The sequence below is a fragment of the Nocardia sp. NPDC047648 genome (genome assembly GCF_040642815.1).
In the GTDB taxonomy this organism is placed as follows: domain Bacteria; phylum Actinomycetota; class Actinomycetes; order Mycobacteriales; family Mycobacteriaceae; genus Nocardia; species Nocardia gamkensis.
Genome location: NZ_JBEYSX010000002.1, coordinates 318,892 through 336,366 on the forward strand (window position 1 = coordinate 318,892; position 17,475 = coordinate 336,366).

A 17,475-nucleotide genomic window follows, 5' to 3' on the forward strand; every position below is an offset into this window, starting at 1 on the left:
CGACATAGGGATGGATGCGATCAGCGGAGCCTGCGGAGCGAATTGAAGGCACCTTTCAGGAGGATCAGTGACTGCCGTAGAGCCCCAGCCAGTCCCTCAGTTGGAAGCGACTCGGCCTTATCCGGCTCGGACCGGGCCGAAGGGCTCGTTCATCTACAAGATGGTCACCACCACGGACCCCAAGGTCCTGGGTGTCATGTACCTGACCACGTCGATGGGCTTCTTCCTCATCGGTGGCCTGATGGCCCTGCTGATGCGCGGTGAGCTGGCCCGTCCGGGCCTGCAGTTCCTCTCCACCGAGCAGTTCAACCAGCTGTTCACCATGCACGGCACGATCATGCTGCTGTTCTACGCGACCGCGATCGTGTTCGGCTTCGCCAACATCATCCTTCCGCTCCAGATCGGCGCCCCCGACGTCGCCTTCCCGCGGCTGAACGCCTTCAGCTACTGGCTGTACGCGTTCGGCGCCAGCATGGCGACCGCGGGCTTCATCACCCCGGGCGGCGCGGCGGACTTCGGCTGGACGGCGTACGTGCCGCTCACCGACATCCTGCACTCGCCCGGCGTCGGCACCGACCTGTGGATCCTGGGCCTGGCGGTGTCCGGTCTGGGCACCATCCTCGGTGGCGTGAACATGCTGACCACCGTGGTCTGCCTGCGCGCTCCCGGTATGACCATGTTCCGGATGCCGATCTTCACCTGGAACATCGCCGTCACCAGCGTCCTGGTGCTGCTGGCCTTCCCGCTGCTGACCGCCGCGCTGTTCGGTCTGGCCTACGACCGCCACCTGGGCGGCCACATCTACGACCCCGCGACCGGCGGCATCCTGCTCTACCAGCACCTGTTCTGGTTCTTCGGCCACCCCGAGGTGTACATCATCGCGCTGCCGTTCTTCGGCATCGTCTCGGAGATCTTCCCGGTCTTCTCGCGTAAGCCGATCTTCGGTTACACCACGCTGGTCTACGCCACGCTGGGTATCGCCGCGCTGTCCATCGCGGTGTGGGCGCACCACATGTACGCGACCGGCGCGGTGTTGCTGCCGTACTTCTCGTTCATGACCTTCCTCATCGCGGTGCCCACCGGTGTGAAGTTCTTCAACTGGATCGGCACCATGTGGCGCGGTCAGCTCACGTTCGAGTCGCCGATGCTGTTCTCCATCGGCTTCATCGTCACCTTCCTCTTCGGTGGTCTGTCCGGCGTCATCCTGGCCAGCCCGCCGCTGGACTTCCACGTCACCGACTCGTACTTCGTCGTGGCGCACTTCCACTACGTGCTCTTCGGCACCATCGTGTTCGCCACCTACGCGGGCATCTACTTCTGGTTCCCGAAGATGACCGGCCGGATGCTGGACGAGCGCCTGGCGAAGTGGCACTTCTGGACGACCTTCATCGGCTTCCACACCACCTTCCTGGTCCAGCACTGGCTGGGCGCCGAGGGCATGCCGCGCCGCTACGCCGACTACCTGCCCGGCGACGGCTTCACGACGCTGAACACGATCTCCACGATCGGCGCCTTCGTGCTCGGCGCGTCGATGCTGCCGTTCCTGTGGAACGTCTTCAAGAGCTACCGCTACGGCGAGGTGGTCACCGTGGACGACCCGTGGGGCTACGGCAACTCCCTCGAGTGGGCCACCACCTGCCCGCCGCCGCGGCACAACTTCTACGAGCTGCCGCGCATCCGCTCCGAGCGCCCCGCGTTCGAGCTGCACTACCCGCACATGGTCGAGCGCATGCGCGCCGAGGCCCACGTGGGCTGGGGCGCGGGCAAGCACGCGACCGAGCTGCACGAGCCGAACGCCCTGGCGAAGTAGGGCGTTTCCGCGCCGGGGCAACGCACCGGCGACGTCCGGCCCCGCCGTAGGATTCATCGCGACGAGTGTGCACCCGCTGGTCATCAGCGGGTGCACACTCGTTTGTGGAGATCGTTTGTGGAGATCAGTACGCACCGTGCGTTGCGACAACGACGTCCAGCACAGCGACGGCGAACATCGAACATGGAGCGCATCAGTTGGCCGACACCACCGTCCTCGTCACCGTCACCGGACCCGACCGCCCCGGTGTGACCTCCGTGCTGCTCGCGGCCATGTCCCGCCACCACGTGAGCCTGCTGGACGTGGAGCAGGTCGTGATCCGGGGCAGGCTGACCCTGGGCGTCCTGGTCACCTGCCCGACCGACGCCGAGGCGTTGCAGGACGAACTCGAAGAGGCCATGAACACCGTCGGCATGCACGTCGACGTGGAGGTGGACGCGGCGATCGGCAGGCAGCCGATGTCCACGCACGCGGTGGTGATCCTCGGGAGCCCGGTCACCGCGCGGGCGTTCAGCGCGGTGTCACGGCAACTGGCCGTCCTGGGCGCCAATATCGACACCATCCGCGGTATCGCCGACTACCCGGTGACCGGCATGGAGCTGCTGGTCACCGCGACCGACTCCGGCCCGGACACCGACTCGCGGCTGCGCACGGCGCTGGCCGAGGTCGCCGTGGCCGAGCAGGTGGACGTCGCCGTGGAGCGGGCCGGGCTGGCCCGCCGGGGCAAGCGGCTGATCGTGTTCGACGTCGACTCGACGCTGATCCAGGGCGAGGTCATCGAGATGCTCGCGGCGCACGCGGGCGTGGAGGACGAGGTCCGCAAGGTCACCGAGGCCGCGATGCGCGGGGAGATCGACTTCGCCGAATCGCTGCGGCAGCGGGTCGCGACGCTGGCCGGGCTGGACGAGTCGGTGATCGAGGAAGTGGCCGACCGGATCGAGCTGACCCCCGGCGCGCGCACGACCATTCGCACCCTGCGCCGGATCGGTTTCCGCTGCGGCGTGGTGTCGGGCGGCTTCCGGCAGGTGATCGAGCCGCTGGCGCACGAACTCGAGCTGGACTTCGTGCAGGCGAACACGCTGGAGGTCATCGAAGGCAAGCTGACCGGCCGCGTCGTCGGCGAGATCGTCGACCGTGCGGCCAAGGCGACCGCGCTGCGCAAGTTCGCGGCCGAGGCCGGGGTGCCGATGGAACAGACCGTCGCCGTGGGTGACGGCGCCAACGACATCGACATGCTCAACGCCGCCGGGCTCGGGGTCGCCTTCAACGCCAAGCCCGCGCTGCGCGAGGTCGCCGACGCCGCGCTCTCGCATCCGTACCTGGACGCCGTCCTGTTCATCCTCGGGGTAACCCGGCACGAGGTGGAGGCCGCCGACGCCAGGGACGGCCTGCTGCGCCGCGTTCCGCTGGGCTGAGCGGTCCGGAACCGAGCATTCGGACGACTCGCGGCCTGGCCGCCGCGCGGATCGCCGATCGGTAGGCTCGCTGCGAGTTGATCATTCGCCGATCGGAGGACAGGTGCGCAAGTCCCTGCTGGTTCTGCTGCTCTGTTCGACGGTGGTGGGCTGCGGCGACGACTCGCGCGAGGCCCATCCCGCCGAGGACGCGAAACCTGTTGTGCGAGTTGGGGATGCCGACGACGGGCAGCAGCGACGGCTGCTGGTCGGACAGCGTCTCGTGGTCGCCCTGTCTGCCAACCCGTCGACCGGATACTCCTGGAGTGTCGCGCAGATGGATTCGTCCGCGCTGCGGCAGGACGGCGAGGCGGATTACGAACCCGATCCGGCCGCGCCGGTCGCGCCGGGCGCGGGTGGCACCGCCGTATGGAACTTCGTGGGAGTCGCGGCCGGTGCCACGCCGTTGAAGTTGGAGTACACGCGTCCGTGGGACCAGGGCTTGGCGCCGGCACGGACGTTTTCGTTGACGATCGAGGTGCAGTGATGACGCGCATTCCGGAATGCGGCGCCGAAGTCGGGCGCGGCGCGGAGAATTCCACGGCCGCCCCGCCATCGGACCTCGCCGCGGCGCCATCGGATATCGCGACATTCCCTGCCCGGCATGCGGAGCTGGCGCTCGGCTACCACGGTGCGGGCGATCCGGCCGACCCCGCCATGGTGCAAGCGATGCAGATGGTCCTGCACCTGCCCAAGGCCGATCCGCCCCCGCGCAGCGCGCTGCTGGCAGCTGCCGCGGCCGCCGCGGTGGCGCTGTGCCTGGACGAGCGGGTCGGGCCGGGCGGCGCGTGGGAACAGCCGTATCTCGCATGGAAGCGGTCGCGCATTCGCAAGGTGGCCCGGCGGGCGCGCGGCGCTCAGTGGCAGGCGACCTGCGCGGTGCCCGGCGTCACCGTCGAGATCGACGGCGCGCAGGCGCGCGCGTTGGTCCCCGGACCGGTGGGCGAGGTCGATCCGCGGATCAAGCGTCTGCAAATCGGCGGCACCGATCTCGAGCACGACGCTCCCGGGCCGCCCGATCCGCTCCTGCCCGTGCTGTGGGTGAACGCCGCGCTCGGCATGACGCTGGGCAAGACGGCCGCGCAGGTGGGTCACGCGAGCATGCTGCTGGCCGGTGCGCTGCCGGTCGAGCACGCGCTGCGCTGGGCGGAACTGGGCTTCGGGTGCGCGGTGCGCGAAGCCGACCCGCCGCGCTGGGCGTCGCTGACCGGGCAAGTGGCCGAGGGCGGTGCGGTCGCCGTGCGCGACGCCGGATTCACCGAAGTGGCGCCCGGCTCGATGACGGTGATCGCGGTGCCCGCCCGATCCTGGTGAAACCTCCTGCGGCGACCCCGCGGTGGGCGTGTCGGCGCGGCGGCCGACGCGGCCGTGACGGCGGCGTTCCGGCGTAGATCCGACCGACCGGCTCGGTTTTCCCTCCCCGCGTTGGCAAGTGTCCCCTCAGGTGGGCCAAGATGGAGCGCGTGCCGCAACCGGATCCCGATCTGCTCATCGATTTCACCGACGTGACCGTCCGCCGCTCGGGCCATACTCTCGTCGGTCCGGTCACCTGGCAGGTCGAACTCGACGAACGCTGGGTGGTCCTCGGCCCCAACGGCGCGGGCAAGACCTCGCTGCTGCGGATGGCCGCCGCCGAGATGCACCCCACCGCGGGCGTCGCCCATCTGCTCGGGGAGCGGATCGGGAAGGTGGACATCAACGAGTTGCGTCCGCGCATCGGCCTGTCCTCGGCCGCGGTGGCCAGCCGGGTTCCGATCGATGAGAAGGTCAGCGACCTGGTGGTGTCCGCGGGCTACGCGGTGCTCGGCCGCTGGCGGGAGCGCTACGACGAGATGGACACCGACCGCGCCATCGACATGCTGGAAAGCCTCGGGGCCGAACATCTCTCGGACCGCACCTACGGCACGCTGTCGGAGGGCGAGCGCAAACGGGTGCTCATCGCCCGCGCGCTGATGACCGATCCCGAGCTGCTGCTGCTCGACGAACCGGCGGCGGGCCTGGACCTGGGCGGCCGCGAGGAGCTGGTGGAGCGGCTCGGCGATCTCGCCGCCGACCCGGACGCCCCCGCGATCGTGCTCGTCACCCATCACGTGGAGGAGATTCCCCCCGGCTTCACCCACGGCCTGCTGCTCAACGAGGGCGAAGTGGTCGCGCAGGGCCTGCTGTCCGACGTGCTCACCTCGGAGAACCTCAGCGACGCCTTCCGTCAATCGATCGCGCTGGATCGAGTCGACGGACGCTACTTCGCGCGCCGCTCGCGCCGCGCGGGCCGGCACCGCACCCGCTGACTCGGACGGTGTCCGTCGCACACCAAGCGCGCGTTAGGGTGCAGGGGTGAGTGAGAAAGAACCGCAGGCAGACTCTCAGCAACCGATCAAAGACGCGTCGACGGTGATGCTGGTGCGCGACGGCGCCGACGGGCCAGAGATCTTCCTGCAGCGCCGGGTCGGCGCCATGGCGTTCGCCGCGGGCATGACCGTGTTCCCCGGCGGCGGCGTCGACCCGTCCGACGGGACCGCGGACATCGCCTGGTCCGGGCCCGAGCCCGCGTGGTGGGCCGAGCGGTTCGCCACCACCGAGGCCAGGGCCAAGGCGCTGGTCTGCGCGGCCGTCCGGGAGACGTTCGAGGAGTGCGGCGTGCTGCTGGCAGGCCCGACCGCCGACAGCGTCGTCTCCGACACCACCGGTTACCGGCACGCGCGCGGCAGGCTGGAGCGCAGGGAATTGTCGCTGGCGTCCTTCCTCGCCGAGGAGGAACTCGTCCTGCGCGCCGATCTGCTACGGCCGTGGGCGAACTGGATCACCCCGGTCATCGAGCCGCGCCGCTACGACACCCGGTTCTTCGTCGCCATCCTCCCGGAGGGGCAGCTCGCCGACGGCGCCACGTCCGAGGCGGCGGAGGTGCGGTGGAGCACCCCCGCCGAAGCGCTGGCGCGCTGGCGTTCCGGCGCCGACGTGCTGCTGCCGCCGACCTGGACACAACTGGTCGAACTTGGCGAATTCCACTCCACCGCCGATATCCTGGCAGCGCAGCGGGCGATCGATCCGATCCTGCCGGTGCTGGCCGATTCGGACGGCAGGCAGCTGCTCTCCTTCCCGGACAACCACCGCTACTTCGCCGATCTCCCCGACGCCGGGCGTCTCAAGGGTTCCGTGCGGCCCTGACGGGCCAGTTGGGCGTCGGGCCTGACCGCCGGTGCCGGTGCGCACCCGGTAGCGTGGCCTGCCATGGCCGAATTCGTGACCCTGGAGCTGCCCGAGGGCGATGCCGCGCGCGGCGTGGCCGTCCTGCGGTTCGCCCGCCCGCCGATGAATCTGCTGAACGCGCAGCTGGTGCGGGAACTGGCCGAGGCGGCCGACGCCGTCGCCGCCGACCCGGGCGTCGCCGCGGTGGTCGTGTACGGCGACGAACGCGTGTTCTCCGCGGGCGACGATGTGGCCGAATTGTTCGGTCTCGGCAGTGACCAGGCCGCCGCCATGGCGGCCGACCTACAGCAGGACCTCGGTTGCCTGGCCCGGATCCCGCAGCCCACGGTCGCGGCGATCAGCGGTTATTGCCTCGGCGGTGGGCTGGAGCTGGCGCTGGGCGCGGACCGCCGCGTCATCGGTGACAACGTCAAGCTGGGTCTGCCGCAGATCAAGACGGGCTTGATCCCGCTCGCGGGCATCCGTCGGCTCGCCCTGCTGATCGGACCGGGCCCGGCCAAGGACCTCGTCTACACCGGTCGTTTCGTCGAGGCGGACGAGGCGAAGGCGCTCGGCCTCGTCGACGAGGTCGTCGCGCCGGACGACGTGTACACCGCCGCGATGCGGTGGGCGCGCCAGTTCGCCGACGGTCCCGCCCGTGCGCTGGCCGCCGCCAAAGCGGTCTTCGAAGCAGGTCCGCACGGCCTCGATCGCGCCCGTGGCGAGTGGTCGGCCCTGTTCACGACGGAAGATCGCCTGATAGGAACAGGTTCCTATCTGACCGACGGTCCCGGGTCGGCGGAATTCGTGGGGCGATAGCAGGCGTCAACTGCGGATTTGGGTAGGCTTGCCGACCATGACGGTACGTCCCGACGACCCCGCGCCGAACCCGCACGCCACCGAGGCAGAGGTCGAAGCAGCGCTCAAGGATACGAAGCTGGCCCAGGTTCTCTACCACGACTGGGAGGCCGAGACCTACGACGACAAATGGTCCATCTCCTATGACGAGCGCTGTATCGAGTACGCGCGCGGCCGGTTCGACTTGGCCGTGGGTTCCGCGCCACTGCCCTACGGCAAGGCGCTGGAACTGGGTTGCGGTACCGGCTTCTTCCTGCTGAACCTGATGCAGGCGGGCGTGGCGAAGTCCGGCTCGGTCACCGACCTGTCGCCGGGCATGGTCAAGGTCGCGCTGCGCAACGCGCAGCACCTCGGTCTGGACGTGGACGGCCGGGTCGCCGACGCGGAGACCATCCCCTACGACGACGACACCTTCGATCTGGTGGTCGGCCACGCGGTGCTGCACCACATCCCCGACGTCGAGCTGGCGCTCAAGGAGTGCCTGCGCGTGCTCAAGCCGGGCGGCCGCTTCGTGTTCGCCGGTGAGCCGACCACGGTCGGCAACTTCTACGCGCGCTGGCTGGGCCGGATCACCTGGAAGGCCACCACCACGGTCACCAAGCTGCCGATGCTCAGCGACTGGCGGCGTCCGCAGGAGGAGCTGGACGAGTCCTCGCGCGCCGCCGCCCTGGAGGCGGTCGTCGACCTGCACACCTTCGATCCGCGCGCCCTGGAGGCGATGGCCCGCTCGGCGGGAGCCGTCGAGGTGGCCGCCAAGACCGAGGAATTCGCGGCCGCGCTGTGGGGCTGGCCGGTGCGCACCTTCGAGGCGGCCGTGCCCGCCGAGAAGCTCACCTGGCGCTACCGGATGGCGATGTACCGCGCTTGGCTGGGATTGAGCTGGGTGGACGAGAACGTCATGCGCCGTGTGGTGCCGCGCCAGTTCTTCTACAACGCCATGATCACCGGCGTGAAGCCGAGCTCCGCCGGAAAGTAGTGGGCCGCGCCACCTCTCGCGACCGCATCGCCGACCTGGGCAGCGACCATGCTGCCCAGGTGCGTCGGCCCGCGTCGCCGCGCCGGAACCCGGAGATGGAGCGCCACCGAAACGGTGACCGGATCAAGGCTCGCGGCATCGCCACAGAAGTTCGGGAACAGGTCGCCGTCGCGATCACCGGCACCGGCAACCCGAGCCGGGCCGTCGCGACAGCTCAGGTGACGGTCCCGACACGTGGACTCACGCCGGTCGGCATGGTGCGGACAGTTACGGGAGCTCGGTAGTGGGCTACCGGTTCACCCGTGATGATGTCGGGTACCTGGGCAGCGCGATCGGCCGGGACGCGCTGGCCGAGGCGGATCGGCTGGCGCTCACCCCGGCGACGCACCTGCGGGATCTCGAGCTCGTGCGTCGCGCGCACGGCGACCGGGCGGCGGCCCTGATCGAGACCGTGCGATTGCGGCGCAGAGCCGCCGCGAAACTCCTCGACGCCGGGCAGTGGCTCTTCACCGACGACGCGCTGCAGCAGGCCACCCCGACGCTCGTGGCACGGCAGCGGGCCACCCGGCTGGCCGGGCGGACGGTGCACGACGTCACCTGTTCGATCGGAGCCGAACTCGTAGAGCTGGCCCGGGTGTGCCCGGCGGTGCTCGGCAGCGATCTGGACGAGGTGCGGCTGGCGATCGCCGCGCACAACCTGGGGGCGCACCGGCTCGGAGCGGGGGAGCGGGACTCCCGCACGTCCGCCACCTGCCCGTCGGAGCTGACCCGGAATGTGATGCTGATCAGGGCGGATGCGCTGCGTCCGAGCAGTCGCGACGCCGTGATCATCGCCGACCCGGCCCGGCGCGCCGACGGCCGCCGCACGCACGACCCGGCCAAACTCCAACCGCCGCTGCCGGATCTGCTCGCGGCCTACGCCGCCCGTGATATCGCCGTGAAATGCGCTCCCGGTCTGGACTTCGACCGGCTCGACTGGTCCGGTGAGGTCGAGGTGGTCTCGCTCGACGGCTCGGTGCGTGAGGCGTGCCTATGGTCTCCCGGGCTCACCGAGGCCGGGGTAACCCGTCGCGCGAGGGTGCTCTCGTCCAAGGGCGGCGGGTGGACCATCACAGATGCCGAACCCGACGTCATCGAGGAGCGCCCGCCGGGGCAGTGGATCATCGACCCGGACGGCGCCGTCGTGCGCGCCGGACTCGTCCGTAATTACGCCGCGAAACACGGCTTGTGGCAACTGGATCCGCGCATCGCCTATCTCACCGGAGACACCGTCCCCGAGGGGGTGCGTGGCTTCCGCGTCCTCGACCGCATGGACTTCCGCGAGAAATCCCTTCGCGCCGAACTCCATCGCCGCGACTGCGGCGCTCTCGAAATCCTCACGCGAGGTGTGGATATCGACCCCGATGCGCTCCGTTCGCGCCTCAAACTCCGTGGCACTCGACCGCACACGCTGGTGATCACACGAATCGGCCGCGCCGCGACGGTCTTCCTCTGTTCCACCCCGTGACGATCCGGCTGCGTCTCGCTACACCGGGAGTTTCGCGACGACGAGTCGCGCTGCGGCGGCCCACCGTTGGTCTGTCGGCGGGGCGGACAGATTGCTGCCGACGAGAAAGACGCGGACGACGAACCGGTCGGTGAGGATCCAAGCCTGCGGGAACTCGGCTTTCGCTTCGATGAGGACCGATCGCCCGATCCCGGGGAGTTCCCGCGTGGTCGGACTCTTCAGCCGCGCGATGGTCGCCTCGGTCACCGAACCCTGTTGCGGCCGCATCACCTTGACCGATGCGGTGAAGGACAGAATCCCACCGGCGGTGAGGTAGTAGGTGCAGCTTCGGCCGTAGGAACCGTCGTCGCGCTTGGTCTTGGTGTCGTGCCCATCGCCGAGGCTCACCTCCGCCAAGGCACTGATTTCCGCCCCGCTCAGGACACACTCGTCATCGACGGCGTGTTCCTGGAACGGCTCATCGGCGACCGGCGCCGGTGTGGTTGTCGCGGCCCGGCTCTGCGACGCTGCCACCGGACGCCCGTCGACCGTGCCGGCGCATGCCGCGGTAGACATGAGGAGAGCGACAGCGACGACCGTCGCCCTGCCGAGACGCGCAAGAATCCCACTCTTCGTCAAAGTTCCCCCCTCGAACCTGCACACGACAAGATCGAGGCGACTCTACCGCCGACTCGGCCGCGCCGACCAACCGCGGCCCCGAGATCCAATTCGCCACTTCGCGGTCCATGTCAGCCGAAGACCCGCACGACGTGCGAGCGGGGTGAGAGAACTGAAGGTGCTTACTTCTCCGGCGCGAACGCGAAGATCTCGCCGATCCGGGTGGCGACCACGACCTCGCCCTTCGCGCCGACCGAGGTGCCGGTGGTGGTGCCCTTCGCGCCCGGCAGCACATCGGAGTCGAGGGTGGCCCCGGTCTGCGTGTCGAAGGTGACGAGGTTCAGGCCGTCGCCGATCGCCGCGACGGCGTAGCCGGTGTCGCCCGCGGTCTGCGCCGCGGAGCCGCGCAGCGCCAGATCCTTGCGCTCCCAGACGGTTTCCACCGCGTCGCCGTTGTCGCGCAGTCCGAGCAGGTAGCCGTCGTCGCCGGAGGGGATGATCAGGCCGTCGTCCGACACCGAGATGCCCCCGCGCGGCGTCCAGTCCAGCCGGTGCACCCACTTGGTTCGCCCGTCGGCGGTGTCCAGGGCGATCAGGCGGTTGTTGTTGTCGCCCACGTAGAGGGTGGCGCCGTCGGCGGACAGGGCCGGGCTGGTCGCGCTGCCGCCGAGCAGCAGTTCGGCGCTCCACTCCCGCACGAGCTTCTCGCCGGTGTAGCGCAACGCGACCACGGCCGCCGCGGGCCGCCCCGGCTGCCAGAGCGTCACGTAGAAGCGGCCGCTGTCGGCGTCGACGGCGGAGATGGTCGCGACCGGGCACTGCGGCCCGCCGGTGGCGCAGTCGTCCAGGCCCTGGCTCGCGTCGGGCCAGCTGAGGCCCGCGTGCACGAGGAAGTCCGGTTCGCCGAGCAACTGCACGGTCGGCACCGTCCGGTCGCCTGTCTGCCTCGACAGCACGTCGACCTGGCCGGATCGCGTGACGGTCAGCAGCTTTCCGTCACCGGTGAACTGCACCGAGGCCGGTGTTCCCGCGACGGGCGTGGCCCACCGCGGCTGCCCCAGGTAGTTGAACGAGATCACCCGGCTGTCGTCGCCGACGTAGACATTGGTCATCCCGTCGACCGACGAGGGCGCGGTGATCGCGCTCGGGCCCAAGGCGTTGCAGAACCGTTTGCGGCCGGTGGCCATCTGGAAGGAGAAGATCGAGCAGTTCTGCAGGCGGGTGGTGACGAACAGCTGGCTGTCGGGCCCCAGCGTGATCGGCTGGGCGATCGGGCCGCCGACCGGCCGCTGCCAACTCAGCTCGAGCTTCCGCGATCCGGTGACCGGGCCGGTGCCGCTGTTGCGGCCGTCGTGATAGGCGGCGGTCCAGCCCTTGCCGGTGCCGACGGTGATGTCGTCGTAATCGGTGCCGCACCCGGCCAATGCCAGCGCGCCGACCGCGGCCAGCGCGGCCGCGGCACGTTTCCGGGACGGTCGCCACATGGAAGTAGCCAGTACGCCGCCGCTTCGCACCTGCCGCACTCCTGTCGTCGTTGGCGTTCGCCGTCGCCGTCTCCGGCGCACGAGTCACTGTACGGGAGGCCCGCGCGCGGGTGAACGCGTCCCGGCGTTCTCGTCGCGGGTGCTCGTCGTGGTGCTCACCGCGGGCGATAGGCTCTATCCGTCGCCGCCGAGGCGCGCGACGGCCGGTAGGACCACGACAGGAGAACCGTTCGTGACGAGCATGTGGGGCGCACCGTTGCGCTCGCGCTGGCGGGGATCGCGCCGCCGGGATCCGCAGCAGGCGCGTTTTCTGACGCCGGCGTCGCTGCGCTGGGTGCTCGCGAATCGGGCGTACACGCCCTGGTATCTGGTGCGCTACTACCGGCTGTTGAAGTTCCGCCTGGCGAACCCGCACATCGTGCTGCGCGGCATGGTCTTCCTCGGTCGCCGCGTGGAGATCCACGCCACCCCGGAACTGGCCCGCATGGAGATCGGCCGCTGGGTGCACATCGGTGACGGCAACGCGATCCGCTGCCACGAGGGTTCGCTGCGCATCGGTGACAAGGTGGTGTTCGGCAAGGACAACGTCGTGAACACCTACCTCGACATCGAGATCGGGGAATCGACCTTGGTCGCCGACTGGTGCTACATCTGCGACTTCGACCACAAGATGGACGACATCAACGTTCCGATCAAGGACCAGGGGATCGTGAAGAGCCCGGTACGCATCGGCCCCGACACCTGGATCGCCGCCAAGGTGACCGTGCTGCGCGAGACCAGTGTCGGCCGCGGCTGCGTGCTCGGCGCGCACGCCGTGGTCAAGGGTGAGATCCCGGACTACAGCATCGCCGTCGGCGCACCGGCGAAGGTCGTCAAGAACCGCAAGGCGGCCTGGGAGGCGGGCGCCGAACAGCGTGCGGAATACCTCGCCGCGCTCGAGGACATCGCCCGCAAGAAGAACGGGGCCACGCAGACCGCCTGACGGGTACAGCTGGACGAGTCGCGGGGGCCTCACCTCGGGGCCGTCGAGGGTCTACGCAGTCGCGCCCGAGCGCGTCGCGCGTTCATCCGCGGAGTTCGTCGCGCCGAGCCGTGCGCGGCTGTCGCTGGGCGAGTGTCGCCTGCTCGGGTTCCCCGCGCCCGTACCTCCGATCCGAGCGGACACCTGAGGCTGCCCGATCGAGGCCCGGATTCGTCGGCGCGGGCGAGTAGGTTCGGCGCTATGACTGCCTACGCCGCGCTGTTGCGCGGGATCATGCCGAGCAATCCGAACATGAGCAACGCCAAATTACGCGGGGTTTTCGAATCGCTCGGCTTCGAAGGCGTCGGTTCGGTACTGGCCAGCGGCAATATCGTGTTCCATACCGCGGAGTCCGACGTGCCCGAGCTCGAGGATCGCATCCAGCAGGCGCTGATCCGGGAACTGGGAATCGGCGGCGGCACGATCATCCGCAGCCACGACGAACTGCGCGCGCTGCTCGACACCGACCCGTTCCACGGTCTGACCCACGGGCGAGGTACGTACCTGATCGCGACGTTCCTCAAGGACACCGCCGAGCCGCCGCCCAGCCTGCCCGAGCACCCAGACCCGCTCACCCGAGTGGTCGGCTACAACGAGGCCGCGCGCGCCTTCCTGGCGGTCATCGACAACAGCGAGCCGGGCAAGACGCCGGACTTCATGGCGTGGCTGGAGAAGACGTACGGCAAGGACATCACCACTCGCACCTGGCTCACCGTCGAGCGCATCGTCAAGAAGCTCGCGGCCTAGCCGGGCCGGGGTTACTTCGGATCGCGTTCCGGCAGTGGACGTTCCACGATCGAGGGGCGGCCGAGCGGGTTGCGCACCCGCCGCTTGGCCGAGTGGTACACCTGGGCGGTCTCCGCGGCCACCACGTCCCACGCGAAATCGGCGGTGAGCCGTTCCCTGGCGGCGTAGGCCCGCTGCTGCGCGGCGGCGGGGTCGTCGAGGGTGGCGCGGACCGCCTCGACCAAGCCGTCGACGTCCGCGGGCGCGAAGGAGGCGCCGGTGACGCCGTCGATCACCGCCTCGCCCAGGCCGCCCGCCGTCGAGGTGATCAGCGGGGTGCCCGCCGCGGCCGCCTCGAGCGCGACGATGCCGAAGGGTTCGTACCGGCTGGGCAGCACGATCGCGTCGGCGCCGTGCAGCCAGCCGAGCAGTTCGGCGTGGTCGAGCTGACCGGCGAAGGTCACCGCTCGGGCCACGCGGTGCACCCGGGCGCGCTCGCGCAACCACTCGAACTGGGTGCCGACGCCCGCGACGGTCAGGGTGGTGCCGGGATGGGCGCGGCGGATGCGGGGCAGCGCGGCGATCGCGTCCTGCACGCCCTTCTCGTACTCGAGCCTGCCCACGTACAGCAACCGGGGCGGACCGCTGCGCGGCGAGCGCGGGCGGAAAGTCCACGCGCCCACATCGATTCCGTTGCGGATCACCGTCATCGGGATCCGCTCCGGACCGTAGAGCCGTTCGACCTCGTCCTGCATGGACGACGAACAGGTGATCAGCGCGTCGGACTCGTTGGCAAGCCACCACTCCACCGAGTGCACCTGCTTGTTGACCTTGCCCGCGACCCAGCCGCTGTGCCGTCCCGCCTCGGTGGCGTGGATGGTCGACACCAGCGGCACGTCGTAGTACTCGGCCAGGGCGATGCCGGGGTGGGCGACCAGCCAGTCGTGCGCGTGCACCACGTCGGGCGTCCAGCCGTCGCCGATGCCCGGCTTGCCGAGCGCGACGCCCGCGCGCACCATCGCGTGCCCCATGGCCAGCGTCCAGGCGAGCATGTCCTCGCCGAAGTCGAAGACCGGCGGGTCCTCCGCGACCGCCACCACCAGCACGCCGTCGGCGATGTAGGAGTGCGTGGGATGGGTCGCGGCGTCGGTGCCGGAGGGACGCCGGGACAGCACGACCACCTCGTGACCGGCCGCGGCCAGTTCGACGGCGAGGTGATGCACGTGCCTGCCGAGCCCGCCCACCACGACCGGCGGGTACTCCCACGACACCATCAAAATCTTCATGCAAGTCCTTCTGCGGCCGAGCCCGGATCCGCCGGAACCGGCCCGTGGTCCGCGGTGGCGGAGCCCGGTCCTGGCACGGCGGCGGATACTGCCCCGGTGGCGCTGGGTACGGACCCCGCGGAGGTGAGTCGTCGCGCGTCCACGCCGGGGAAGAGTCCGTCAGCTGCCCCCCATCCTGCCGCCAACTGCCGTGCTTTCGCGAGTTGGCCCGCCCCGACGGCCGCGGCGATTTCCCGGACCGCGTGGGCGTGCCGGTGCGCCCGGTCGCGCGCGTAACCCGCGGCGGAGTCCTTGCTCACCATGAACGCCCAGTCGCTGGAGACGGTGAGGATCGCCTCGCGCAGCAGCTGATCGGCGACGTGGTCGCGCAGCCCGGGTGCGCCGCCCTGCGCGGCGCGCATCTTGTCGATGGTGTCCATGGTCAGCCGCACGATGTCGTCGTCGAGTTCGACCAGATCGCGCACCTGCTCGCCTGCCCACACCCGCCAGTCCTTGCCCGAACCCCAGGACGAGTCGGCCAGCGGCACCGGTTCGCCCAGGTAGCCGCGTGTTCGCGCGTCGGCCAGGGTGCCCACCGTGACGCCCGCTTCCGGCAGCGCGCGCAACACCTGCGCCAGCCACTGCGGCCCCTCGTGCCACCAGTGGCCGAACAGTTCGGTGTCGAACGCGGCGACGACAAGGGCGGGGCGGCCGATCCGCTCGGACTCGGCGATCAATCGTTCGCGCACGGTCCGCACGAAGTCGTCCACGTCCCGCGCGACGGCCGCGGCGGCCAGTTCCGGATCGTAGGGAGCCTTGTCCGGGCCCGCCACGGTCTTGCCGGTGACCCGCGCGGGTTTGAGACCCGTCGCGTGGTCATAGTGATGAAAGTCACGGTAGGCGCCGTGGCCCGGGTAGCCGGATTTCGGGGACCAGACCCGGTAACTCACCTGCAGATCGCGGCCGAACGCGACCACGTCGGAATCCCGCACCGGACGTCCGAGCGTCGTGTCGCCGCGCAGCGCGGGACCGTCGACCATGAAATGCGTCACACCGGCGGCGGTGTAGTCGGCCTCCATGCCGGGCGTGTATCCGCATTCCGGCGCCCAGATGCCCGTCGGTGTGTGACCCCAGCGGTGCCGCGCGTCGGCCAAGCCCTCGGTGAGCTGGAACCGGCGCATCCGCGGATCCAGCAGCGGCTGGAACGGGTGGGCCAGCGGGCCGCCGAGCAGTTCGATGGTCTCCGCGTCGATGAGCGTCCGCCAGACCGGCGCCGCGCCGTGCCGCCAGTGCTGCTCGAACTCGGCCAGGGCGGCGGCGGCCAAGCGATGTTCGTGCCTGCCCAGCGCGACATTGCCCGCCATGGCGGCTTCGTCGGCGCGCAGCTGCCAGTTGCCCAGCCAGTGGTGCATGCCCGCCAGGCAGTGCGGGTCGTCCAGCTGGGCCGCGAGCACCGGTGTGATGCCGAGGCTGAGCAGATGCGAACGTCCTTCGGCCGCAAGGGTTCGCAGGACCTCGACGAGGGGCAGGTAGGACGCTGCCCAGGACTGGTAGAGCCATTCCTCGCCGACCGGCCAGCGGCCGTGATGGGCCAGCCAGGGCAGGTGGGAGTGCAGGACCAAGGTGAACTGGCCCGGCACCGGGCTCGCGGCGTGCCCGCCGGGCACGGTACTGCGATCGGTCAAGGCTTCACCGCGATGGCGACCAGATCCAGACTCGCGTCGATGTCCGCGGCGACCAGCGCGAAATCGTCCACCGTGACGCTCGCGACGTCCGCGGTCAGTTCAGCGGGCCACGGTTCGCCCGCCAGCGCCCGTTCGATCTGCGCGTCGATGAACGACCCGCCGTGCTTGGCGTCCAACGCTTTCAGGCCGGGACCGTGGTGCACGCCGATCATCTGCGTGACCTCGAAACCGGCGTCGACCAGCAATTCGGTCAACTCGGCCGCGTTCAGTTCCCTGGTGTGGAACGGGTTGAGCGGAGTGTCGCGGCCGGGGGAGAAGGTGATCCGGTTGGGCGTGCTGATCAGCAGCTCGCCGCCGGGGCGCAGCACCCGCAGGCATTCGCGCAGGAACTGGGACTGGTCCCAGAGATGTTCGATCACTTGGAAGTTCACCACGACGTCGACCGAGGCGTCCTCCAGCGGCAGTTCGGCGAGGTTGCCCTGGATCATCTCCACGCGGGGGTAGCGCGCGCGCACGTGCTCGACGGCGCTGGTGTCGTAATCCACGCCGATCACCTTGGTGGCCACGCCCGCGATCATGTCCGCGCCGTAGCCCTCGCCCGAACCTGCCTCCAGCACGGTCTTTCCGGTGCAGCGGTCCAGCAGGCGGGCGTAGGCGATCTCGTGCCTGCGGAACCAGTAGTTCTCCTCGGCGATGCCGGGAACGGTGCGCTCGCCGGTCAGCGGCAGTGGTTCGACGGCGCCGACGGCGGCCTCGGTGTCCACGGAGATGCCGGACGGGTCGCCCACTGCGGCAGGGATCACAGCCTCGCTCATCACTCCGACGTTACTGGCACCGCGTCCGCGGGAATCACCCCACCCGGTCGGCTCGGAAGTGCGGCTCTGGCAGGCCGGACCCGGGGCCGCC

General features: G+C 70.0%; 16 protein-coding genes. 11 read left to right on the top strand and 5 right to left on the bottom strand.

The genetic code is table 11. The features are described 5' to 3' along the window. Positions 1-67: 67 nt before the first annotated feature. The 9 genes from ctaD (at position 68) to ABZ803_RS05860 (ending at position 9,791) form a co-directional block, all read left to right on the top strand. Positions 68-1,810, top strand: coding sequence for a cytochrome c oxidase subunit I (ctaD, locus tag ABZ803_RS05820; protein ID WP_083863925.1), 1,743 nt, complete (start codon positions 68-70; stop codon positions 1,808-1,810). Between the two features lie 197 nt (positions 1,811-2,007). Next, complete coding sequence (gene serB / locus ABZ803_RS05825; protein WP_357033463.1) at positions 2,008-3,225, top strand: phosphoserine phosphatase SerB; 1,218 nt, start codon at positions 2,008-2,010, stop codon at positions 3,223-3,225. 103 nt (positions 3,226-3,328) lie between these two features. Beyond that, positions 3,329-3,751 (top strand): protease inhibitor I42 family protein, encoded by a 423-nt coding sequence (locus tag ABZ803_RS05830; protein WP_357033466.1) that lies wholly within the window; start codon positions 3,329-3,331, stop codon positions 3,749-3,751. Further along, complete coding sequence (locus ABZ803_RS05835; protein WP_357033468.1) at positions 3,751-4,578, top strand: peptidyl-tRNA hydrolase; 828 nt, start codon at positions 3,751-3,753, stop codon at positions 4,576-4,578. Before ABZ803_RS05830 ends, ABZ803_RS05835 begins: the two co-directional genes overlap by 1 nt. 140 nt (positions 4,579-4,718) lie before the next feature. Then, positions 4,719-5,552: an ABC transporter ATP-binding protein gene (locus ABZ803_RS05840; protein ID WP_040868647.1), complete on the top strand. Its 834-nt coding sequence runs from the start codon at positions 4,719-4,721 to the stop codon at positions 5,550-5,552. A gap of 106 nt (positions 5,553-5,658) precedes the next feature. Further along, positions 5,659-6,429 (top strand): NUDIX hydrolase, encoded by a 771-nt coding sequence (locus tag ABZ803_RS05845; protein ID WP_357034307.1) that lies wholly within the window; start codon positions 5,659-5,661, stop codon positions 6,427-6,429. 63 nt (positions 6,430-6,492) lie between these two features. After that, positions 6,493-7,269, top strand: coding sequence for an enoyl-CoA hydratase-related protein (locus ABZ803_RS05850; RefSeq protein ID WP_357033472.1), 777 nt, complete (start codon positions 6,493-6,495; stop codon positions 7,267-7,269). 37 nt (positions 7,270-7,306) lie between these two features. Beyond that, positions 7,307-8,284, top strand: a complete 978-nt coding sequence (locus ABZ803_RS05855) for a class I SAM-dependent methyltransferase (protein ID WP_040868643.1) — start codon at positions 7,307-7,309, stop codon at positions 8,282-8,284. 283 nt (positions 8,285-8,567) lie between these two features. Next, a complete protein-coding gene (locus ABZ803_RS05860; protein WP_357033476.1) occupies positions 8,568-9,791 on the top strand; it encodes a class I SAM-dependent methyltransferase in 1,224 nt (407 codons plus the stop codon). Positions 9,792-9,809: 18 nt separating this feature from the next. Here the strand turns inward: ABZ803_RS05860 and ABZ803_RS05865 are convergent, their stop codons facing one another. Both ABZ803_RS05865 and ABZ803_RS05870 read right to left on the bottom strand, forming a co-directional pair. Continuing rightward, positions 9,810-10,346 (bottom strand): hypothetical protein, encoded by a 537-nt coding sequence (locus ABZ803_RS05865; RefSeq protein ID WP_357033479.1) that lies wholly within the window; start codon positions 10,344-10,346, stop codon positions 9,810-9,812. Between the two features lie 224 nt (positions 10,347-10,570). Further along, on the bottom strand, positions 10,571-11,872 hold the full coding sequence (locus ABZ803_RS05870) for a PQQ-binding-like beta-propeller repeat protein (RefSeq protein WP_357033482.1): 1,302 nt from the start codon (positions 11,870-11,872) through the stop codon (positions 10,571-10,573). Positions 11,873-12,104: 232 nt separating this feature from the next. Between ABZ803_RS05870 and ABZ803_RS05875 the strand changes: the two genes are divergently transcribed. Beyond that, positions 12,105-12,854 carry an acyltransferase gene (locus ABZ803_RS05875; protein WP_062969608.1) on the top strand — a complete coding sequence of 250 codons (750 nt, stop codon included), beginning with the start codon at positions 12,105-12,107 and terminating at the stop codon, positions 12,852-12,854. Between the two features lie 240 nt (positions 12,855-13,094). Then, entirely contained in the window at positions 13,095-13,640 is a 546-nt protein-coding gene (locus tag ABZ803_RS05880) for a DUF1697 domain-containing protein (RefSeq protein ID WP_357033486.1), read from the top strand. 11 nt (positions 13,641-13,651) lie between these two features. Here ABZ803_RS05880 and ABZ803_RS05885 read toward each other — a convergent pair whose 3' ends face one another. Genes ABZ803_RS05885 through ABZ803_RS05895 form a run of 3 tightly spaced genes read right to left on the bottom strand, consistent with a single transcriptional unit; the run spans position 13,652 to position 17,384 of the window. Beyond that, a complete protein-coding gene (locus ABZ803_RS05885; protein ID WP_040868618.1) occupies positions 13,652-14,905 on the bottom strand; it encodes a glycosyltransferase family 4 protein in 1,254 nt (417 codons plus the stop codon). Next, positions 14,902-16,569 carry a glycoside hydrolase family 57 protein gene (locus ABZ803_RS05890; RefSeq protein WP_357033489.1) on the bottom strand — a complete coding sequence of 556 codons (1,668 nt, stop codon included), beginning with the start codon at positions 16,567-16,569 and terminating at the stop codon, positions 14,902-14,904. Before ABZ803_RS05890 ends, ABZ803_RS05885 begins: the two co-directional genes overlap by 4 nt. Further along, positions 16,566-17,384 (bottom strand): class I SAM-dependent methyltransferase, encoded by an 819-nt coding sequence (locus tag ABZ803_RS05895; RefSeq protein ID WP_357033492.1) that lies wholly within the window; start codon positions 17,382-17,384, stop codon positions 16,566-16,568. The genes ABZ803_RS05890 and ABZ803_RS05895 overlap by 4 nt, the downstream gene beginning before the upstream one ends. Between the last annotated feature and the right edge of the window lie 91 nt (positions 17,385-17,475).